A 21,417-nucleotide genomic window follows, 5' to 3' on the forward strand; every position below is an offset into this window, starting at 1 on the left:
TCACAGTCAGCCGATAAGAAACAGAAAATAAGTCTGAGCCGTTTGTTCCACGTTAATTTCACGTCTTAGCTCGCCATGAATGTTCACTCAAAACAGATTCATAACGCTTTATTCTTCATTGAATTCTCGATGACGAGCCATCAACATTACCTCTTTCTGAATCGATCAGTATATTACTATTCTATGAATAATCGAGGGATTCTAAAGAAAAATAGACAACATATTGACAATATAATGAGAAATGTTATGATGAATAGACAATAAGTTGTCTATTTGAGGAGGGAACATCGTGGATTATTCTAAGGAACTGAAAGATTTATTTTTAATGCAACAGTCTTATGCTACACTTTTTTCCACTTTAAACAAAATTCAATCACGCGGAGACGATTATTATGAAAGCTTAACGTCGAGGCAATTTATGACGATGGTTGCCATACTGCATTTACCGGAAGAGGAAACGACATTCAACAACATTGCAAAAAAATTAGGCACTTCAAAACAAAACATCAACAGACTTGTCAGCGGTATTGAAAAAAGAGGTTATGTCATCACTGTACCAAGTAAACGCGACAAGCGTGCAGTTAATGTGAAGATTACTGATTCAGGAAAGCGTGTCATGGAGGAATGCGGTGAAAAAGCGGTGTATTTTATGGCCGATCTATTTAAAGGCTTTTCGACGGAAGAGCTGGAAACATTGTGGATTTTATTGAAGAAACTGTACAGTTTTGATGGAGAAGAACAGGATGGTTTTGAAGAAGACGCTGCTGATTTTGACATTGAACAAAATCGAGACAATTTGAAAACAAATTTATTGCAGGAATTCGCAAAACGGAGAAAGTAAAAAGGAGAACCCACTATGAACAACGTAGCAACAGTAGAAAACTTGAAAATGCAGTATGAAAACAAAACGGCAGTAGATGGGATTTCGTTCGAAGTGAGAGAGGGGGAAGTGCTTGGCTTACTAGGTCCAAATGGTGCAGGAAAAAGCACAACCATTCATATTTTATCAGGAGTATTGTCGGCCAGTTCCGGAAACGTTTCGATATTGGGTCATAGTGTGAAAAAAGGGTCAAAGGAAATGAAGAAAGGCATCGGGATTGTGCCTCAAGATATCGCGATTTATGAGGAGATTTCAGCTGAGAAAAATGTTCGTTTTTTTGCCAGTCTTTATTCTCTTAAAGGAGAAGAACTGAAAGCCCGAGTCAAAGAGGCTTTGGAGCTCGTACAGCTATATGACCGGAAAGATGACAAGCCAAAGACGTTTTCAGGCGGGATGAAAAGAAGATTAAACATTGCGTGCGCCATTGCCCATCAGCCGAAACTGATTATCATGGATGAGCCCACGGTAGGAATCGATCCGCAATCCCGGCATCACATTTTGGAATCGATAAAAGAGCTGAAAACAAAAGGCGCAAGCATCATTTACTCTACACATTATATGGAAGAAGTCGAGGCGATTTCAGATCGTATTATGATCATGAATGAAGGAAGAATTATTGCCAATGGAACAAAAGAAGAGCTGTACAGAGAAGTCAATAAAGAAATAACATACGCTTTTCAACTGGCGCATGTTCAGCGATTAAATAAAAACTCGATTAGAGAAATCATAGGAGTGACAGGAGTTGATTTCTCTGACCATCAACTAAATGTTACCGTTCAAAAGAACCAAGATCACCTGAGTGAAATCATATTAGAATTGAGTGCCCAAGGCTGCAGCATCCTAAACATGAACAAAAAAGAGGCATCGTTAGAAACGGTATTTTTAGAGCTGACGGGAAGAAATTTAAGAGATTAGGAGAGCAAAATGAGTTTGTTAAAATTGATAACATTTGATTTTATGAATATTTTAAGGAATCCGGTTCTTGTAATAGCCAATACGGCCTTTCCTTTCGTTCTCATTCTGGTCATGGGCTTTGTTACGAAAAGCAGCTTTGGAGCAGGCGGGGTAAGTTCTTATGATTATTACGGAGTGAATATGATGATTTTCACTGCAGCTCTGATTGCTATGACGACTTCTAATACGTTTATGGAGGAAAAGGTGAAGAAAGCGAACCTTCGTATTGTGTATGCGCCGGTTTCGACAACTAGTATTTATCTTTCTAAATTACTATCAACCTTTATATTCAGTGTCATTATGTACAGCATGAATGTGTTGATAGCCCAAACGATTTTTCATTTGAACTTTGGAGGACAATATCTTACGTGTTTCATGCTTTTATTGTATGTATTTTTATTTTTCGGTTGCTGTTTTGGCACAATGTTCTGCAGTTTGTTTAAGAATGAAGAACAGGCGAATGGGATTATGCAAATTCCGATAGCTTTTTTTGTTTTCTTTGGCGGCGTATTTTTCGGAATTCATAGATTTGGAGATACCGTCAATCAGATATCGATTCTTTCTCCGATTAAATGGGTAACAGAATGTTCATTTCGTCTCATTTATGATCATGATTTCAGTATGCTGCTGCCTGTTATGTCAGGACTAATATTGGCTTCAATCATTTGTATTGCCGTTTCTCATGTTGTATTTAAGCCGGAGGGATATATATGCTGAGTTTATTCCAAAACAGGTGGGAGCGAATCCTGACCAAAAAAGCCATTATTATCATTGCATTGATCATTGTCCCTCTGATGATTGGCGTTGCGATTATGTTTTCCGGGAAGCCGGTTTTCAAAGAAACAATCGCTTTTGTTACAGAACTGGACGAAGTTCATCATTTGCCGAGTGATTCTGCATTTAGAGTGGTAACGGTACATCAGAAGCCGAAGTTTTCTGATCTGATGTTAGGGAAATATGCAGCCATTGTAGAAAAAAATCAACTTGATTACAAAGTAACCACGTTGAAAAGTAAAGCGGATCAAAAAATGATTCAGCAATTTTTTGAGACTGGAGAAATGCCAGGCAGCTACCGGGGAGAGGATGAATTAAGGACTGAACGGGGAACGGGAACGAATATATTAGGCTTTATCATGATGCTTGTATTGATGCAAGGTGTGGCATTAGCTGCGTTATACCCAGAAGACCGGATGCTCAAAACCTTCACAAGGATTTTAGTGTCTCCCGTGCATGTGGGGAAATATTTGTTGGTTCAGTTTATCTTTACGTTTTTATGTTTATACATACCCACTTACTTGGCCATCGTGATTACACATGTACTCTTTCATGCTGAAATTGGTTTCCGTTTGGATATTCTTGCTGGGTTACTTTGTGTTCTTACAGTGCTTGCAACAGCATTCGCTATCTTTATGGCTTCTGTGATGGATCGAAACATCAGTTTGATGACGAGTGGTATCAGTGTGATCACGTGTGTATTGTCAGGCTGTTTTATTTCTTTTGCTCCACATCATCCAATATTGAATGCCCTTTGTGCGATACTGCCGCAAAAAGCGTATATGACTTTCATTCACGGGATAGAAATGGGGGATTCAATGTGGGAATACAAAACTCAGGTTATTTATATTTTGATGTGGTCGGCTGTGTTTTGTTTCCTTGGGGATTTTATCACAAGAAGAAGAACCAATAAAGGGATTTATGAGTAGGGGAAAAAGTTATTAGCATTGTTTTAAGAGATGAAAATCTTGTAGGGATTGATCAAGAATCAAAACGTCATAGCTGATGCAGGTCATGAATCGGACATTTTAAAGGAAAAGGGATGTGGCACAGACCAAGAGAATACCGTCATTCTCTTGGTTTCACAATAGAGTACACATTTGTATCATATGGAATCCCATTTTGATACATGTACTGTCTTAAAACGCCTTCTTTTTGAAAACCCATTTTTAGAAGCAGACGATTTGATGCTTCATTAGCGGTAAATACAACTGCGCCAATACGCGACAGTCCAAGGGCAGAAAATCCGTAAGATACGACCTTTGAAATGACTTCTGATGCAAATCCGTTTCGCCAATGCTCCGGGATGATTTCATAACCGATCTCCGCGCGCCTATGCTTTTGGGCCAGAGCGTGAAAGCCTATTGTTCCGATCAGTTCTTTAGTGTCCCGTCTTTCAATTCCCCACCGTATACCGCGTTTTTCTTGATAGAGGGCAGCAAACGTTTGAATCATTGAAATGGCCTGTTCTATAGATTCCATGTTTTCAAGCCCATAATAGCGTGTCACCTCATCGTTTGAGAAACAAGCAAAAATGGCTTCCGCATCCTGATCAGTGATTTGCCTAAGTGTAAGCCGATCCGTTTCTAATATAGGAAACATTCAACCACTCCCCACGTTTGTGTTTTTGTTTATCATATCCCTTTTATTTCCTCTTTTCTATAGCGAAATCAAACAATGCAGCAAAGGAACGAATTTGTGTTTCTAGTTGCTCTTTGTTTTTGCTGAATTGTTTCAAACGATGGCCGTTCGCGCCTGATGGATGGGGAAAGCCGTTAAGGCAAATCAAATTCTGAAGGCTGTGCTGTCTGATCAATGTTTCACACACTGTTTCGGCCGCTTTTCCTAACGGAATGAGAAGAGCTGGTCCCGTCACATGATTAAGCTCCGCAGGGAAGTGCCCAAAAGCATAGGTGCTTAGGATAGGAGAGCGAGTGATGGCCGGTTTGTATCCGGTATAGTTTTTTTGCTGGATAAAGACAGGATATTTAATAACGGAAGTTGTATGGAGCATATGCCGTAATTCTCCAAAAAGTTTTGCTGCGCTTTGAATGCCAAAAGCTTGCGGCAGCCCGCATAAATCCAGCATGGTGATAAGGTTATGTCTCATCGACCCGGAGAAACCCGCTGCTATTTTTGTATCTACCGCCATTTGCTCAAGAGTGCGGCCCTGCCGCAGACTTTCGACTGCTGTTTCGTACGCTGTTTTCATCTGGGAAAAACCCGGCGTGATCCCGGCAATCACAATCGTAGCAGTCCGATTGATATATTCATTATGAGGTGAATAGTAGATGTCAAGTTCATTTTCTTGATGGAGATGAAATGGAGAAATAAGTAAATCCGACTTTGTAAGTGAAGAGGGAAGAGAATGTAGTTTTTCTGCGAACTCCTTTAAGCAACTGTGGTTTACAATCATGCGAAAGCCTCCTCAAAAAATGATATCCCATTGTCCATTCTGATCGAAACAACGGGATATCATTCATCATGACCTGCTATTTAAATGACCAGCCTGCCACACCTCTTTAACAGCTTTAGGAACTTTTTTCACTTCAGCTGCGGTCTGCTGAAACGTGTATTTTTTTATTTGGACATCCTGCTGAACCTTCTTTTGTTTTTGCGTCAGCAGCTCTGTTACTGTTTTTAATCCTTCGATTTGTTTTTGCATAGCCTGCGTAACAGAGGAAAGCTCCTTTAGTGCAGGGTCCATTTTTTTCTTGTTTTGAATCACGGTAACTCCTAAGAAGATAATAGAAACTGCTAATACTGCAAGACTGATATAAACTATAATCATATGTTCACTCCTTTTCTTATGTCATTACCCTGTATCCGTTTTTTTAATCAGAAGAAATGATATTTACACAGTTCGTTTGATTTGCGTATTGGATGTATTGTACTTATAATGTGATATCGTACATATGTAAACAAAGAAAGGGTGCTTCAATTGCAAAGTTTACAACATAAAACTGCACTAATCACAGGCGGAGGCAGAGGAATTGGCCGTGCTACAGCTCTTGCTCTTGCGAAAGAAGGCGTAAATATTGGGTTAATCGGCCGGACTGCCGCTAATGTTGAAAAAGTGGCAGAAGAAGTCAAAGCGCTTGGTGTAAAAGCTGCATTTGCTGCTGCAGATGTAAAAGATGCCGAGCAGGTTAACCAAGCCGTCGCTCAAGTGAAAGAACAGCTTGGTGATATCGATATTCTCATTAATAACGCGGGAATCAGCAAATTTGGCGGTTTCTTAGATCTGTCAGCCGATGAATGGGAAAATATTATACAAGTCAACCTAATGGGTGTGTATCATGTGACTCGCGCGGTGCTTCCGGAAATGATCGAACGCAAAGCCGGAGATATCATTAATATTTCGTCTACAGCGGGCCAAAGAGGAGCTGCTGTAACAAGTGCTTATAGCGCTTCTAAATTTGCCGTTCTAGGGTTAACAGAGTCTCTTATGCAAGAAGTGAGAAAACATAATATCAGAGTCAGCGCGTTAACGCCGAGCACTGTCGCTAGTGATATGTCTATCGAATTGAACTTAACAGACGGTAATCCTGAAAAAGTTATGCAGCCTGAGGATCTTGCTGAGTACATGGTGGCACAATTGAAATTAGATCCTCGTATTTTCATCAAAACAGCGGGATTATGGTCAACAAATCCTTAAAAATGAAAACCTGTCTTTCGACAGGTTTTTTTATTTGAATGAAATCCGTACCGGTAAAATGCGATATGTAAACCTGACAATCGTTTAAATTGAAGATAGCAGTGAATGCAGGCTATAATAGAACTAAGAAAACTATGTACCAAATGTTCAGTATGAATTTATTTTCTCCTCTACACCTATAATCAGTAAACATGAAATGACTGGACTATCAGTCTTTAATATAAAGAAGGAAAACAATAAAAGAAAATTGAATATTTAGTACATAGTGTTGTCAGTGACAGAAGAAGGAGTGCATATGATGAAAGAAGAAAAAAGGAGTTCAACAGGCTTTTTAGTGAAACAGCGCGCATTTTTGAAACTTTATATGATAACGATGACAGAGCAAGAGAGACTCTATGGGTTAAAGCTGCTTGAAGTACTTCGGTCTGAATTTAAAGAGATTGGTTTTAAACCAAATCATACAGAAGTATACCGGTCTTTGCATGAGCTTCTTGATGACGGGATACTAAAACAAATTAAAGTAAAAAAAGAAGGGGCTAAGCTCCAGGAAGTCGTCCTCTATCAATTTAAAGATTACGAAGCTGCCAAGCTATATAAAAAACAGCTGAAGGTAGAGCTGGATCGCTGTAAAAAACTGATTGAAAAAGCTCTCTCAGATAATTTTTAATAGAAACAAACACCCGGCGCAGCAGTGTGAACCGGGTGTTTTCTGCTTTTCATTATACATATTTGTCGAAAAGAAACAATACAAATCAATGATGACCTTCAAACTTGACATCATTTCCTCACGTGGTAACATTTTAAACGTGTGAAAATGCGAACAAAAAAGCGAACAAAGGAGATGTTACCGATCTTTGATCAAAAGAAAGTAGCCTTTATAGGAGCAGGATCTATGGCGGAAGGAATGATATCAGGTATCGTTCGTGCCAACAAAATCCCGAAACAAAACATCTGCGTTACAAACCGCAGCAATACAGAGCGATTAACTGAACTTGAACTTCAATATGGAATCAAAGGCGCCTTGCCGAACCAACTATGTATTGAAGACATGGATGTACTCATTTTAGCAATGAAGCCAAAAGACGCCGAAAACGCTCTGTCATCACTAAAATCACGTATTCAACCCCATCAATTAATATTGTCGGTCCTTGCCGGCATAACCACCATAGCCGTGTGCCAAAAACAGCTTTGAATAAGCCTCCATCAGCAATCCCTGGCCGATTGAAGCTGATGCTTGTTTTTCTGGAAGCTTCTCGGGCCTTTGGATAAATCCGAGCTTCCGATATCCCGCCGCCACTGCGCCTGAGGAAACCAAATTTTATTGAACAATCATTGCTTAATGAACAGCCGGTTGTCAGAGTGATGCCCAACACTTCCAGTATGATTGGCGCTTCTGCAACAGCTATTGCCCTTGGCAAATATGTGTCGGAAGACCTGAAGAAGCTGGCCGAAGCATTGCTCGGATGCATGGGCGAAGTCTATACAATCCAAGAAAATCAAATGGATATATTCACCGGAATTGCAGGCAGCGGCCCCGCGTATTTTTATTATTTAACGGAATTCATTGAAAAGACAGGCGAGGAAGCGGGCCTCGATAAACAGTTATCTCGAAGCATCGGCGCACAGACACTTTTAGGTGCCGCAAAAATGCTCATGGAAACAGGAGAACATCCTGAGATCTTAAGAGATAATATCACGTCACCTAACGGAACGACAGCAGCGGGGCTGCAAGCCTTGAAAAAAAGCGGCGGCGGAGAAGCGATTTCTCAAGCGATAAAGCATGCGGCTAAGCGTTCAAAGGAAATCAGCGAAGGTATCGAAAAAACTGCAGCGCCGCTATCAGGAGTGATAAAGTGACGCCTGATACAAGCATGAAAAGAGTCGTTGTGAGTCGCATCCCAAATTTTAATTACAAGAAGCGATTTTTCTGATGAATATCGATACAACAATGTCAGGAATACAATGAATGTACTGCTCGAGCGCGGCATCATCCCGATCATAAACGAAAATGACACAGTTACCGTCAATCGGCTCAAGTTTGGCGACAATGATACACTCGCGGCAAAAGTCGCAGGATTGATTGATGCAGATATGCTTGTGATTTTATCAGATATAGACGGATTATATGACGGCAATCCGCGCACAAATCCAGAAGCGAAAAGGATACAGCGGGTGAGTGAAATAACACCTGACATCGAAGCATGCGCAGGTGACACTGGAAGCATCGTTGGCACCGGCGGCATGCGCTCTAAGCTTGATGCGTTTAAAATCGTAATGGCGTCTGGCATTAAAGGTTTCCTTGGTCAGGCAGATGCCGGCGATATTTTATATCACGCCGTTCATGAACAGGCGGAAGGCACCTATTTTGAAGCAGAAGGAACGCTTCCGTTGAATCAAAAGGAGAAATGGATCGCTTTTAATTCCGGCCCGGAAGGTGAAATGTTTTTATCAGATGATTGTTCACGAAAAATAACAAACGGCCAATCGAGTTTATACCTGGACGGTGTACAGAAGATTAAGGGGAAATTCAAAAGTGGTTCAGTTGTTCGGCTGATGGATTCAAAAGGGACGGAAATCGGCCTTGGAATCGTCAATTACTCTTCTGTACAGCTTCAAGAACCGGAAAAGAAAAAGGAACTGACAAACAGAGCTCTAATTGATCAAGAAGCATTTGTTTGCCATGTGGATTTTTCTTTACCTGTAAATTAATTTGCAGAAAAAAACCCGAAGCTTCTATATAGAAGCTCGGGTTCATTTTTTTATTGATACTGCTCCAACTTAGAGAAAAATTGAATGACAAACTCATAAAAATCATTCGCAGAAGGCGCAAGCTCTCTATTTTTCGGTTTAATGATTCCGACAGTCCGTTTTACTTGAGGGAACTCAATTGGAATTTTCACAGTAAAACGAGGTGTTGTTTCAGCAAAAGTACTTTCAGGCAGAAGGGTAACGCCCATCCCTGCGGACACTAACCCTTTGATAGCATCCAAATCCTCACCCTCCGTGGAAACGAGAGGAGCAAAGCCTGCTTGTTTGCAAGTATCAATTGCCATCTCTCTAAGTACAAATCCTTCCGGGAACAATACAAATTGGTCGTTGCGCAAATCGATTAAATGAACCGTTTTTTGTTTAGCAAGCGGATGATTTAATGGAACAAGCGCGTAAATTTTTTCAGTAAATAATATTTTTCCCGTTATGTCAGAGAAATTCGTCGGCACCGGTCCTAATAAGGCCAGATCAATATCGCGGTTTCTGACAGCTTCAATCAGAAACTTATAGGAGCCTTGGCGCAGCAAAAATTCGACGTGCGGATATTCTTCTTTAAACGCTGAAATGACAGTCGGCAAAAGCTGGCTGGCGAGGCTTGTAGGAAAGCCGATCTTTACCGTTCCGCGATGCGGGTCAAGATACTCATCAATTTGCTCTTTCGCATAATCAATGGCTTTCATCGCCGTTTTCACATGAATCAAAAATTCTTTTCCGATTGGCGTGAGTTTGATATTTCTCCCTTCACGCTCAAATAAGGTCACATTTAATTCTTCTTCAAGATTAGCAATTTGTCTGCTGATTGCTGATTGGGCCACATGCAAATGATCAGCGGCTTCTGAAACGTGTTCTCTTTCAGCCACCTCCATGAAATAACGCAGTTGGCGCAGCTCCATGTTTGTCTCACATCCATCTATCTCATTTTGAGATTCTTTTGATCTAAATTATATATTGTTTATATCGTTTTGAAAACCTACAATGATTATAGAGTTGTTAGATTTTATGACCGGTATATCGGAAATTGATCGGGGGAGAGGAATTATGACGTACAATCAAATGCCAAAAGCTCAAGGTCTCTACCGTCCTGAATTTGAACATGATGCATGCGGAATCGGCCTATATGCACACTTAAAGGGCAAGCAGACTCACGACATTGTCAAACAAGGACTTAAGATGCTTTGCCAACTGGACCACAGAGGAGGGCAAGGCAGTGATCCGGATACAGGAGACGGAGCCGGCTTACTGGTTCAAATCCCTGATGCTTTCTTTAAAAAAGAGTGCAAAGACATCAATCTGCCAGAAAAAGAACGTTACGGGGTAGGAATGGTCTTTTTCTCTCAGAAAGAAGATGAAAGAAAAAAAATTGAAAAGCAAATCAATGCACTGATTGAACAAGAAGGCCAAGTCGTTCTTGGATGGAGAACTGTACCTGTAAATGTCGGAAAAATCGGAACAGTGGCGCAAAAAAGCTGTCCGTTTGTCCGTCAGGTATTTATCGGCGCAAATTCTGATCTAAAGGACAATTTATCTTTTGAACGAAAATTGTATGTCATTCGTAAACAGGCTGAAAATTGGGGAGTAACGGAAGGTCTTGATTTTTATTTTGCCAGTCTTTCAAGCCAGACCATTGTTTACAAAGGCCTTTTAACACCTGAACAGGTTGATGCATTTTATTCTGATCTGCAAGACGAAGCATTCGTTTCTGCTTTTGCGCTTGTTCATTCACGCTTCAGTACCAATACATTCCCTACATGGGAAAGAGCGCATCCTAACCGCTATTTGGTTCACAACGGTGAAATTAACACCCTTCGCGGAAATATCAACTGGATGAGAGCACGTGAGCAGCAATTTGTTTCTGAAAGCTTCGGTGAGGACTTAAACAAGATTTTGCCGATTCTCAATGCTGATGGCAGTGACTCTTCCATTTTGGATAACGCATTTGAGTTTTTTGTGATGGCTGGACGCAAACCGGCACATACGGCAATGATGCTCATTCCAGAGCCTTGGACGGAAAATACGCATATGTCCAAGGAAAAAAGGGCGTTCTACGAGTACCATAGCTCCCTGATGGAGCCTTGGGACGGACCGACAGCTATTTCATTTACTGACGGTAAACAAATCGGGGCGATCCTTGATCGGAATGGTCTCCGTCCGGCCCGTTATTATGTCACAAAAGATGATTATATTATTTTCTCATCTGAAGTAGGCGTTATTGAAGTTGAACAGGAGAACGTTTTATATAAAAACCGCCTTGAGCCTGGGAAAATGCTTTTAATCGACCTGGAAGAAGGCCGTATTATCTCCGATGAAGAAGTCAAAACACAAATTGCAACTGAGTATCCGTATCAAAAATGGCTTGAAGAAGAGCTTGTACAAGTAAATCCTGATCCGGAGTCAAGAGAAGAAGAACAATTTAGTGATCTTCTTACTCGCCAGAAGGCATTCGGATACACATATGAAGATATCCAAAAATATCTAATTCCTGTTATTAAAGAAGGCAAAGATCCCCTTGGTTCAATGGGGAATGATGCTCCGCTTGCTGTACTTTCTGACCGAGCGCAATCACTGTTTAACTACTTTAAACAGCTGTTTGCACAAGTAACGAACCCGCCAATCGACGCGATTCGTGAGCAGCTTGTCACTTCAACGATGACTTGGCTCGGTGCGGAAGGCGACCTACTTCATCCGAGTGAACGAAATGTTCGCCGGATTAAACTGTATACACCTGTTTTATCCAATGAACAGTTTTACGCATTGAAAACGATTGTTCATCCTGATTTAAAAAGCCAAAAAATTGATGTGTTGTTTTCAGAGGATCTTGAACGCGGTTTAAAGGACATGTTCACACAGGCAGAGAAAGCCATCAGCCAAGGCGTAAGTTTGTTAATTTTATCAGACAAAAAGATGAACGAACGACTGACACCAATTCCGCCGCTTCTGGCAGTAAGCGCACTGCACCAGCACTTAATCCGCAAAGGGCTGCGTACGAAGGTCAGCATTATTGTGGAATCAGGAGAAGCGCGTGAAGTGCATCACTTTGCAGCGTTAATCGGTTATGGCGCAGATGCGATTAACCCTTATCTCGCTTATGCGACCTACAAGCAGGAAATTGATGAAGGCCGTTTGGATATCAGCTATGAAGAAGCGGTTAGCAAATATGGAAAAAGCATTACTGAGGGCGTCGTAAAAGTGATGTCCAAGATGGGAATTTCAACTGTGCAAAGCTACAGAGGCGCACAAATCTTTGAGGCGGTAGGAATCAGCCGCGATGTGATCGACCGCTATTTCACAGGTACTGCATCACAGCTAGGCGGCATCGATTTACAAACAATTGCAGAAGAGGCACAGCGCCGCCACCGGGAAGCGTATCAGGATGATTACAGCAAAACGCTTGAACCGGGAAGTGACTTCCAATGGAGAAATGGCGGAGAGCATCATGCGTTTAATCCGAAAACGATTCATACTTTGCAATGGGCGTGCCGCAGAAATGATTACAATCTGTTTAAACAGTATACAAAAGCGGCTGATGAAGAACGCATCGGATTTTTGCGGAACTTGTTCGCATTTGACGGAAACCGCAAGCCTTTGAAGTTGGAGGAGGTTGAATCCGCTGAATCGATTGTCAAACGTTTTAAAACGGGTGCGATGTCATTCGGGTCCTTGAGTAAGGAAGCGCACGAAGCTTTAGCAATCGCAATGAACCGTCTTGGAGGAAAAAGCAACAGCGGTGAAGGCGGAGAAGATCCCAAACGCTTTGTTCCAGATGAGAACGGCGATGATAGAAGAAGTGCGATCAAACAAATTGCATCCGGACGGTTTGGTGTCAAAAGCCATTACCTCGTCAATGCTGATGAGCTGCAGATTAAAATGGCTCAAGGTGCTAAGCCGGGTGAAGGCGGGCAGCTTCCTGGCAACAAGGTATATCCATGGGTTGCCGATGTCCGCGGGTCAACGCCAGGTGTCGGATTAATCTCACCTCCGCCACACCATGACATTTATTCGATTGAGGATTTAGCCCAGCTGATCCACGATTTGAAAAATGCCAACCGTGACGCAAGAATCAGCGTAAAGCTGGTGTCAAAAGCAGGTGTAGGAACAATTGCCGCAGGTGTTGCCAAAGCGACTGCAGATGTCATTGTGATCAGCGGGTACGACGGGGGTACAGGCGCTTCTCCGAAAACCAGTATTAAACATACAGGGCTTCCGTGGGAGCTTGGCCTTGCAGAAGCACATCAAACATTAATGCTGAACGGACTTCGTGACCGTGTTGTATTAGAAACAGACGGAAAGCTCATGACGGGCCGCGACGTTGTGATGGCTGCCTTGCTCGGCGCCGAAGAATTTGGTTTTGCAACGGCTCCGTTAGTTGTACTCGGCTGTGTCATGATGCGTGCCTGCCATTTGGATACATGCCCTGTCGGTGTAGCGACACAAAATCCAGAGCTTCGCAAAAAGTTCATGGGAGATCCTGACCATATTGTGAACTATATGCTGTTCATTGCCGAAGAAGTTCGTGAGTATATGGCTGCGTTAGGCTTCAAGACATTTGATGAAATGATCGGCCGCACTGATGTACTTCATGTAAGTGAACGGGCAAAGGAGCACTGGAAAGCAAGCCAGCTTGATTTGTCTACCCTTCTTTATCAGCCTGAAGGGGTGCGGACATTCCAATCGCCGCAAAATCATAAAATTGATCAATCACTTGATATTACAGCGATTCTCCCGGCCGTACAAGAAGCCATCGAATCTGGAAAAGAAGCGGAAGTTTCTATCGAAATCAACAATACAAACCGTGTAGCCGGAACGATAACCGGCAGTGAAATCTCAAAGCGTTACGGAGAAGAAGGTCTTCCTGAAGATACAATCAAGCTGCACTTTACCGGATCAGCCGGCCAAAGCTTTGGAGCTTTCGTTCCTAAAGGGATGACGCTTTATTTAGACGGAGACTCAAATGATTACGTCGGAAAAGGGCTTTCTGGCGGAAAAATCATCGTCAAGTCACCAGAAGGATTCAACTCTGCTTCGGATGACAATGTCATTATCGGCAACGTGGCTTTTTACGGTGCGACAAGCGGAGAAGCATATATTAACGGACGTGCTGGTGAACGCTTTGCCGTTCGAAACAGCGGTGTGAACGTAGTTGTAGAAGGCATCGGCGACCACGGCTGTGAATACATGACTGGCGGCAGCGTTGTCGTTCTCGGTGATGTAGGCAAAAACTTTGCGGCAGGTATGTCCGGCGGAATCGCTTATGTACTGGCCGAAGATGTCAAAGCGTTTAAACGCAAATGCAACCTTGAGATGATTTTATTTGAATCATTAGAGGACGAGAAAGAAATCCAGCAAATCAAAGCAATGCTTGAAAGACATACTGCATATACAAACAGCCAAAAAGCAGAAGATTTGCTTGATCAATGGGAAGACAGTGTGAAAAAATTCGTCAAAGTCATTCCGAAAAACTATAAACAAATGCTCGCAAGCATCGAAGAGCAAAAAGCTGCAGGTTTATCAGATGAAGAAGCCATCATGTTCGCTTTTGAGGCCAACACGAAGCCAAAGCAGAATACAGCAGCATCGGGACAAAAACAAGCGGTAGTACAGTAAGGAAGGGGAGAGGAACATGGGGAAACCAACTGGATTTATGGAGATCAAACGAGAAAAACCTGCGGAGCGGGACCCTCTCACTCGCTTAAAGGATTGGAAAGAATATTCTGCTCCTTTTTCAGAAGAAGCATCGAAACGGCAAGGGGCGCGGTGCATGGATTGCGGTACACCGTTTTGCCAGATCGGTGCGGACATTAACGGATTTACATCCGGCTGTCCGATTTACAACTTAATTCCTGAATGGAATGATCTTGTCTACCGGGGCAGATGGAAGGAAGCATTGGAACGCCTGTTGAAAACAAACAACTTTCCTGAATTCACAGGGCGGGTATGTCCCGCTCCTTGTGAAGGATCATGCACTTTAGCGATTTCAGACCCGGCCGTATCAATTAAAAACATCGAGCGGACCATTATCGATAAAGGATTTGAGAACGGCTGGATTCAACCTAGAATTCCAAAAAAACGAACAGGCAAAAAAGTTGCTATCGTCGGGTCGGGCCCAGCCGGACTGGCGAGTGCTGACCAGCTGAATCAAGCGGGGCATTCTGTCACTGTTTTTGAGCGCTCAGACAGAGCGGGCGGCCTTTTAACATACGGCATTCCAAACATGAAGCTTGAGAAGGGCATTGTAGAACGCCGAATTAAATTGCTGACGCAAGAGGGAATTGATTTTGTCACGAACACAGAAATCGGTGTTGACATTACAGCTGATGAGCTAAAGGAGCAATTTGATGCTGTGATCTTATGCACAGGCGCTCAAAAACAGCGGGACCTCTTAATTGAAGGACGCGACTCAAAAGGAGTCCATTACGCAATGGACTACCTCACACTTGCAACAAAAAGCTATTTAGATTCTAATTTTAAAGACAAGCAATTCATTGATGCCAAAGGGAAAGATGTCATCGTAATCGGAGGCGGAGATACAGGAGCTGACTGTGTGGCTACCGCTCTGCGTCAAAAAGCCAAAAGCGTGCACCAATTCGGCAAACACCCGAAACTTCCGCCAGCCCGCACGAATGACAATATGTGGCCTGAACAGCCACACGTCTTTACGCTTGAATATGCATACGAGGAAGCAGAAGCAAAATTCGGAAGAGATCCGAGAGAATACTCCATTCAAACGACAAAAATGGTCGCGGATAAAAACGGAAAGCTGAAAGAGCTTCATACCATCCAAATGGAAAAAGTGAAAAATGAGCATGGAAAATACGAGTTCCGCGAGCTGCCTGGAACGGAAAAAGTATGGCCTGCTCAGCTTGTCTTTATCGCTATCGGCTTTGAAGGCACAGAACAGCCGCTGTTGAAACAGTTTGGTGTTGATTCTGTAAATAACAAAATCAGTGCAGCATATGGGGATTATCAAACAAATATCGATGGTGTATTCGCCGCAGGGGATGCAAGAAGAGGCCAAAGCTTAATCGTATGGGCGATTAATGAAGGCCGTGAAGTGGCGCGTGAAGTGGATCGATATTTGATGGGGAGTTCAGTTCTTCCGTAAATAAAGGGGATTACATATAAGAGAAACCGGTCTGGCTGCCAGCCGGTTTTTTTTTTTATTCCATTACGATCCCGATGTTTCCAAACTGTCTGCCTTCCTGCATTCTTTTATATGCTTCACATGCTTTTTCTAAAGGATATATCCGGTCAATTACAGGCCGCAGCTTATGTTTGTCAATGAAAGCGAGCATAGCTTGAAATTCCTCACCGCTTCCCATCGAGGTTCCCAAAACATTGACCTGAGGAAAGAATAGAGAACGCACCGGAAAACTGAGATTATCCCCTGAGCTTGCCCCAAAGCTGACAATACGGCCATTTGGTTTTACATGGCGGAAGTATTCCGAAAAGAGGGCAGGTCCTATGCTGTCAAGAACAACATCCGCCTTTTTTCCCTGCAACTGCTCATCCCAATTGCTGTAGCTGTCAAATGCGTAATCAGCACCTAATTTCAGCGCCTTTTTTCTTTTCTCCTCACTGCGGGAGGTCACGCTTACTGTTGCCCCAATCGCCTTAGCCATAAATAAAGCGTAGGTTGCTACACCGCTGCCGATGCCGGGTATCAATAGATGCTCGCCTTTTTTTAATTGCCCCTTTGTAAACAAGGCCCGATATGCGGTTAAAGCGGATAAAGGTAAAACGCCCGCTTCTTCCCAAGATAAATAAGCAGGTTTTTTGATTGCATTTTGTGAAGGAATGATCACATATTCAGCAAGTGTTCCGTCCGAAGGACCTCCCAGAATCTCAGGTACAGGTGGAACATTTTCTGTCAAATCCCAGTTCAATGTCGGGAAAATGACTACTTCTGTCTGAACAGTAACATTTTTCACGCCTTCACCAATCTCTTCGATGATACCCGCGCCGTCAGAACCCAGTATCATGTGAGGATCTTGTTCAGATTTGTTTTTCATAAGAAACAAGTCACGATGATTCAGGCCTGCAGATTTTAATTTAACCTTTACCTCTCCGTATCCAGGCTTTGTTGATGGAACGTCCTGAACTGATAACCCCAGAAGACCGGCTTTTCCGTTGTGAATTACAGCTTTCATGCTGTCTGCCTCCTCATTAATTGTATTTTCATATCTTTACATATTTTACATAGCGGTTTTCTTCGAGTAAAATGAACAAATATGATAGCCAATATCACTTTTCATCATAGCAAGCAGGTGAGAGCGCGTGGAAAGCGGAGATTTAAAGATTTTTCAGGCTGTTGCTCGCGAAGGAAGCATAACGAAAGCAGCCCAAATGCTGAATTATGTTCAGTCGAATGTGACAGCCAGAGTGCATAACCTTGAGGAAGATTTGAATATCAGGCTTTTTCATCGAACGAATCGGGGAATGAAGCTGACTGCTGCAGGAGAAAATCTTTTACAATATGCAGATCAAGTATTATCGCTGTTAGACCAAGCTGAAAAATCGACCCGAATGAGCAGGCAACCAAAAGGGCCTTTGCGGATCGGATCACTGGAAACAATGGCGGTAACGCATCTGCCTGAGCATGCAGCATCCTTCCTCAGGCGTTTTCCTGAAGTGGATTTATCAGTGAACACAGCTGATACGCATCATTTGATTCAACAGGTTCTTGATCATAAAGTTGATGGCGCTTTTGTATATGGGCCGGTTGAGCACGCTGCAGTTAGACAACTCCATGTCTCCCATGATGAATTAGTTTTGATTTCATCACGAGAAGGGACGGCAGAAGACATGCTTCAGCAGCCGATGCTCTTTTTTGGGGCTGGCTGTTCTCATCGTGACAGGGTCAAAAGATTACTAGAGGAAGCAGGCATACACAATCAAAAAATCATAGAGTTTGGCACATTGGAGGCTATTATAAAAGGTGTTTCCGCCGGGATGGGTACGGCGCTGCTTCCAAAGTCCGCTGTTGACTGCTCCGAGCATCGTACAAATGTATGGATTCATCAATTGCCACCAGCATATCAAGACTTAGAGATCGTCTTTATATACAGGAAAGACTTTTTTATTACGAGTGCGTTTCAGACATTTCTTGATGAGATAAACGAAATGAAAAGATGAAGATAGACGTGCATTAGCAGAATAAAGATTTTGTCAAAGAAGCAGTCATCATTCTGTCATTTTGGATTGCAATCAGGGATACAGAGCATTACCAATGCCCGTTGTTATAAAGATCTGCATGAAAAAACTGTACTCATTTGAAGCGAGTACAGTTTTTTAATTTATTTACGTTTTAAATTAATGCCGATCGCCGCGCCGTTTCTGCTTGAATCAGCTACGCCTTTAAAGGTTCCGTTTTCATGGTCGATCGATATGCTTTGCACGTTTCCGATATCCACCGGACTTGTGCCGAATTTGTGGCCCATACCGTTCAGCTTGCTGAGGACATCTTTAGGAACTCCGTCTTCGTAACGGTAAGAGCTCATACTGTTTGTGTAAATTCTCGGCTCTTCAACAGCTGCTTTTAATTCCATACCATATTCAATGTGGTAGAGAATGGTTTGCAAAACGGATGAAATAATTGTGGCCCCGCCAGGAGATCCAACAGTGAGGACAGGCTTGTCATCCTTAAATAAAATCGTCGGGGTCATGCTGCTTAAAGGCCGTTTGTTTGGCTGTACTTCGTTAGCTCCGCCTGGTATCGCATCAAAATCCGTTAATTCATTGTTTAAAATAACACCGTAATCAGGGACCATAATACCCGTTCCGAATAGCTGTTCGATTGTTGTTGTGTAAGAAACAACATTTCCCCATCGATCAGCAACTGTAAAGTGGGTTGTTTGGCCTTCTACTTTGTCTTTCGGCTGTTCAACTTGTTTATAGTTTGCTGATCCTTCTTGGTATTTCCAAGGGTCACCGGCTTTCGGTTTTTTATTCACTTGATCTAGGTTGATTAATTGCTGGCGTTCTTTAATATAATCGGGGTGAAGCAGGCCTTTGAGAGGAACATTTACAAATTCGGGATCACCTGCGTAAGACGCACGGTCGGCATATGACAAATGCATCGTTTCAGCAAGCAGCTGATATTTTTCCCATGAGCGGACATCGTATTGTGAAAGGTTAAAATCATCAAGGATTTTCAGCATTTGCAATAAGAAAATACCGCCGGAGCTTGGAGGAGGAGTAGTAGCGATTTGATAGCCTTGATAGTCTCCCCAAATCGGTTCATCAATTGTAATGTCGTAATTTTCTAAATCTTTTTCTGTCATTGATCCGCCGAAATCCTGGACAGTGTCAGAAAGCGTCTTGGCGAATTTTCCTTTATAAAAAGCGTCAGTGCCTTTGGAGCGAATAAGCTTAAATGTTTTAGCCAAATCCTTTTGAATAAGGGTATCTCCTTCTTTAAGCGGTTCGCCATTTGGTAAAAATACATCTTTTGCGGCAGTCCGTGAAAGTTTTTCCTGATAATCAGAAATGGCATCTGCCAACACCGAATCAATCGGAAAGCCTTTTTCAGCGAGTTTAATAGAAGGGGTAATTAATAGCTTCATCGAACGGGTTCCCCATTTGTCCAAGGCTTCTTCCAGCCCTTTCAGAGTGCCTGGAACACCAACGGCAGTACCTTTTGTTACACGTTCAGAGAAAGGAATTGCTTTGCCGTTTTCGTCCAGAAACATATCAGGAGTTGCGCCTGCTGGAGCACGCTCACGGCTGTCGATTATCGTTGTATCCTTCGTTTTTCCGTCATACACCATCATAAAACCGCCGCCGCCAATACCTGACATCATCGGCTCTGTTACATTGAGTGCAAATTGAATGGCAACCGCTGCGTCAATAGCATTTCCTCCTTTTTTCAGCACATCAGCACCGATTTCAGAAGCAAGAGCATGTGCGGTCGCAACCATGCCGTCTTTTCCAACATCTACTTGTTTGTACTCATCGTAGCTTTTGGGCGGTTTTTTAGCTTCCGCGTGAAAAGGGACACTTCCAGCGACTAACAGAACACTAAGCAGAGCTGTTAAACAGACGTTCCACGTTCTTTTCATGTTCTCCCTCCTATATGAAGTTGTATTGTTACAATCTTAGCGTAAAAAAATTACAGCGTTTTCACAAGTGACAAATGGTATATTATATAGTACATAAAGCCGTTTTTCTGTGCAAAATTGATTATATTGATATGAGCCATGTGCTATATTAGAATCAGCATACGGATTAAGAAGGGACTGCTATATGTATTTAACGATTGAAGAAACAGCAGAATATACAAATCTTTCAGAGGATTATATTAAAAGCTTGGTGCTCGAAGGGAAAATCAGAGCCGTTCATGACGGGGAGCAATTTTTGATTTATAAGGAACAGTTCAAAACGCATCTCGAACAGCTGGAGAATTACAAAGCACTGGTGCAGGAAATATTAAATGAACCGATCCCGGAAGATATTGATGTAAAGGATGAGGATTAGGACACAATTTGAAATTGTGTCTTTTTTTGTATGTTTTTTGCGGAAGCTCCAGAAAATTGGGAGCTTCAGATTTCGTTTTAAGAGGTTTTTTGATGATTAGTAGGGGGATAAGTACCCAAGATGCTAAAAGCTTTATAAGAGGCTTTAAAGCTCATTTTATAGGGTGAAGGTTTGAAGAAGCTTTTTTAAAAGCTTATGTAACACTATGTATATTATGTTACATAAACGCTGCCGCACTTTGACATTCAACGTTTTTCAGCTATAATAGTAACATAGACCTCAAAACGTTACATAACGGTTTTTAAGGAGTTTTTTGATGCATATTGTACAGCCGATTCGCAGTCTAGAGAAAATCCAAGAAGTCAAACAGTATTTGCTTAACAAAAACAAGCGGGATTATTTTCTGTTTATTTTCGGCATCAACAGCGCGCTCCGCATTTCTGATATTCTGCCGCTGCAAGTGAAGGACGTTCAAAATAAAGATCATTTATGGGCGACTGAAAGCAAAACGAAAAAGAAAAGAAAGATTCTTATTTTAGAATCGCTGAAACAGGAAATATACGAGTATACGAAAGACATGAAGGAAAACGAATATCTTTTTAAATCAGTGCGCACCAGGAAGCCGATTTCCCGCATTCAGGCCTACAGAATTTTAAGAGAGGCCGCTGCGGCGTGCGGACTTGAAGAGATAGGGACGCATACACTCCGGAAAACGTTTGGCTATCATTTTTATCAGCGAACGAAAGACATCGCCGAGCTGCAGAGAATACTGAATCATTCATCACCATCAATTACAATGCGGTATATCGGTATTGATGAAGATACGACAAGAGCCGCATATAAGGTTTTTGGAGGGCTTTAATACAAATCGCTTGAAAATATTGATCATCAGAGCTACTATATAAATACCAAA

The 21,417-nt window shown here is 42.3% G+C and carries 18 protein-coding genes and 3 pseudogenes; 14 read left to right on the forward strand and 7 right to left on the reverse strand.

Going from position 1 to position 21,417, the window contains the following annotated elements; all coding sequences use genetic code 11:
- Positions 1 to 289 precede the first annotated feature (289 nt).
- Genes PUN35_RS04365 through PUN35_RS04380 form a run of 4 tightly spaced genes read left to right on the forward strand, consistent with a single transcriptional unit; the run spans position 290 to position 3,537 of the window.
- Positions 290 to 841: a MarR family winged helix-turn-helix transcriptional regulator gene (locus tag PUN35_RS04365; protein WP_014479988.1), complete on the forward strand. Its 552-nt coding sequence runs from the start codon at positions 290 to 292 to the stop codon at positions 839 to 841.
- 15 nt (positions 842 to 856) lie between these two features.
- Positions 857 to 1,795 carry an ABC transporter ATP-binding protein gene (locus PUN35_RS04370; RefSeq protein WP_014479987.1) on the forward strand — a complete coding sequence of 313 codons (939 nt, stop codon included), beginning with the start codon at positions 857 to 859 and terminating at the stop codon, positions 1,793 to 1,795.
- Between the two features lie 9 nt (positions 1,796 to 1,804).
- The gene (locus PUN35_RS04375) at positions 1,805 to 2,551 is read left to right on the forward strand and encodes an ABC transporter permease (RefSeq protein ID WP_014479986.1); all 747 of its coding nucleotides are present in this window, start codon (positions 1,805 to 1,807) and stop codon (positions 2,549 to 2,551) included.
- Positions 2,545 to 3,537, forward strand: coding sequence for an ABC transporter permease (locus PUN35_RS04380; RefSeq protein WP_014479985.1), 993 nt, complete (start codon positions 2,545 to 2,547; stop codon positions 3,535 to 3,537). The genes PUN35_RS04375 and PUN35_RS04380 overlap by 7 nt, the downstream gene beginning before the upstream one ends.
- A 139-nt stretch (positions 3,538 to 3,676) precedes the next feature.
- Here PUN35_RS04380 and PUN35_RS04385 read toward each other — a convergent pair whose 3' ends face one another.
- From PUN35_RS04385 to PUN35_RS04395, 3 genes are all read right to left on the reverse strand, one after another.
- Positions 3,677 to 4,210 carry a GNAT family N-acetyltransferase gene (locus tag PUN35_RS04385; protein ID WP_014479983.1) on the reverse strand — a complete coding sequence of 178 codons (534 nt, stop codon included), beginning with the start codon at positions 4,208 to 4,210 and terminating at the stop codon, positions 3,677 to 3,679.
- Between the two features lie 43 nt (positions 4,211 to 4,253).
- The gene (locus PUN35_RS04390; RefSeq protein ID WP_014479982.1) at positions 4,254 to 5,024 is read right to left on the reverse strand and encodes a hypothetical protein; all 771 of its coding nucleotides are present in this window, start codon (positions 5,022 to 5,024) and stop codon (positions 4,254 to 4,256) included.
- 66 nt (positions 5,025 to 5,090) lie between these two features.
- Positions 5,091 to 5,399: a DUF948 domain-containing protein gene (locus PUN35_RS04395; protein WP_017697324.1), complete on the reverse strand. Its 309-nt coding sequence runs from the start codon at positions 5,397 to 5,399 to the stop codon at positions 5,091 to 5,093.
- Between the two features lie 150 nt (positions 5,400 to 5,549).
- On the opposite strand from PUN35_RS04395, the gene PUN35_RS04400 reads away from it, so the two are divergent.
- The 3 genes from PUN35_RS04400 to PUN35_RS04410 all read left to right on the forward strand — a co-directional run bounded on the left by PUN35_RS04400 (position 5,550) and on the right by PUN35_RS04410 (position 7,458).
- Positions 5,550 to 6,266: a 3-ketoacyl-ACP reductase gene (locus tag PUN35_RS04400; protein ID WP_014479980.1), complete on the forward strand. Its 717-nt coding sequence runs from the start codon at positions 5,550 to 5,552 to the stop codon at positions 6,264 to 6,266.
- Positions 6,267 to 6,564: 298 nt separating this feature from the next.
- Complete coding sequence (gene rtp, locus PUN35_RS04405; RefSeq protein WP_003220337.1) at positions 6,565 to 6,933, forward strand: replication termination protein; 369 nt, start codon at positions 6,565 to 6,567, stop codon at positions 6,931 to 6,933.
- Between the two features lie 225 nt (positions 6,934 to 7,158).
- On the forward strand, positions 7,159 to 7,458 hold the full coding sequence (locus tag PUN35_RS04410; RefSeq protein ID WP_394336111.1) for an NAD(P)-binding domain-containing protein: 300 nt from the start codon (positions 7,159 to 7,161) through the stop codon (positions 7,456 to 7,458).
- Here the strand turns inward: PUN35_RS04410 and PUN35_RS04415 are convergent.
- Positions 7,432 to 7,581: pseudogene (locus PUN35_RS04415) on the reverse strand (glutamate 5-kinase); the annotation flags it as partial. The gene PUN35_RS04410 and the pseudogene PUN35_RS04415 sit on opposite strands and share 27 nt — an antisense overlap.
- A 2-nt stretch (positions 7,582 to 7,583) precedes the next feature.
- On the opposite strand from PUN35_RS04415, the pseudogene proC reads away from it, so the two are divergent.
- Positions 7,584 to 8,123: pseudogene (gene proC / locus PUN35_RS04420) on the forward strand (pyrroline-5-carboxylate reductase); the annotation flags it as partial.
- Between the two features lie 33 nt (positions 8,124 to 8,156).
- Positions 8,157 to 8,975 (forward strand): annotated as a pseudogene (gene proB, locus PUN35_RS04425) (glutamate 5-kinase); the annotation flags it as partial.
- Positions 8,976 to 9,025: 50 nt separating this feature from the next.
- Here the strand turns inward: proB and gltC are convergent.
- Complete coding sequence (gltC, locus tag PUN35_RS04430; protein WP_004399246.1) at positions 9,026 to 9,928, reverse strand: glutamate biosynthesis transcriptional regulator GltC; 903 nt, start codon at positions 9,926 to 9,928, stop codon at positions 9,026 to 9,028.
- A 145-nt stretch (positions 9,929 to 10,073) separates the two neighbouring features.
- Between gltC and gltB the strand changes: the two genes are divergently transcribed.
- Both gltB and gltD read left to right on the forward strand, forming a co-directional pair.
- Positions 10,074 to 14,636 carry a glutamate synthase large subunit gene (gene gltB / locus PUN35_RS04435; protein WP_014479973.1) on the forward strand — a complete coding sequence of 1,521 codons (4,563 nt, stop codon included), beginning with the start codon at positions 10,074 to 10,076 and terminating at the stop codon, positions 14,634 to 14,636.
- Between the two features lie 16 nt (positions 14,637 to 14,652).
- Positions 14,653 to 16,134, forward strand: coding sequence for a glutamate synthase small subunit (gltD, locus tag PUN35_RS04440; protein WP_014479972.1), 1,482 nt, complete (start codon positions 14,653 to 14,655; stop codon positions 16,132 to 16,134).
- Between the two features lie 55 nt (positions 16,135 to 16,189).
- Here the strand turns inward: gltD and PUN35_RS04445 are convergent, their stop codons facing one another.
- Positions 16,190 to 17,179: a zinc-binding dehydrogenase gene (locus tag PUN35_RS04445; protein WP_014479971.1), complete on the reverse strand. Its 990-nt coding sequence runs from the start codon at positions 17,177 to 17,179 to the stop codon at positions 16,190 to 16,192.
- Between the two features lie 127 nt (positions 17,180 to 17,306).
- Between PUN35_RS04445 and yofA the strand changes: the two genes are divergently transcribed.
- Positions 17,307 to 18,164: a LysR family transcriptional regulator YofA gene (gene yofA, locus PUN35_RS04450; protein WP_014479970.1), complete on the forward strand. Its 858-nt coding sequence runs from the start codon at positions 17,307 to 17,309 to the stop codon at positions 18,162 to 18,164.
- 161 nt (positions 18,165 to 18,325) lie between these two features.
- Here yofA and ggt read toward each other — a convergent pair whose 3' ends face one another.
- Positions 18,326 to 20,089, reverse strand: a complete 1,764-nt coding sequence (ggt, locus tag PUN35_RS04455) for a gamma-glutamyltransferase (protein WP_014479969.1) — start codon at positions 20,087 to 20,089, stop codon at positions 18,326 to 18,328.
- 184 nt (positions 20,090 to 20,273) lie between these two features.
- On the opposite strand from ggt, the gene PUN35_RS04460 reads away from it, so the two are divergent.
- Together PUN35_RS04460 and PUN35_RS04465 are read left to right on the forward strand one after the other, a co-directional pair.
- Positions 20,274 to 20,504 carry an excisionase family DNA-binding protein gene (locus PUN35_RS04460; RefSeq protein WP_003231472.1) on the forward strand — a complete coding sequence of 77 codons (231 nt, stop codon included), beginning with the start codon at positions 20,274 to 20,276 and terminating at the stop codon, positions 20,502 to 20,504.
- 316 nt (positions 20,505 to 20,820) lie between these two features.
- Positions 20,821 to 21,366 carry a site-specific integrase gene (locus tag PUN35_RS04465; RefSeq protein WP_003231473.1) on the forward strand — a complete coding sequence of 182 codons (546 nt, stop codon included), beginning with the start codon at positions 20,821 to 20,823 and terminating at the stop codon, positions 21,364 to 21,366.
- Positions 21,367 to 21,417 lie beyond the last annotated feature (51 nt).

It is taken from the genome of Bacillus sp. N3378-2at (genome assembly GCF_033412715.1).
GTDB classification, from domain to species: Bacteria; Bacillota; Bacilli; order Bacillales; family Bacillaceae; genus Bacillus; species Bacillus subtilis.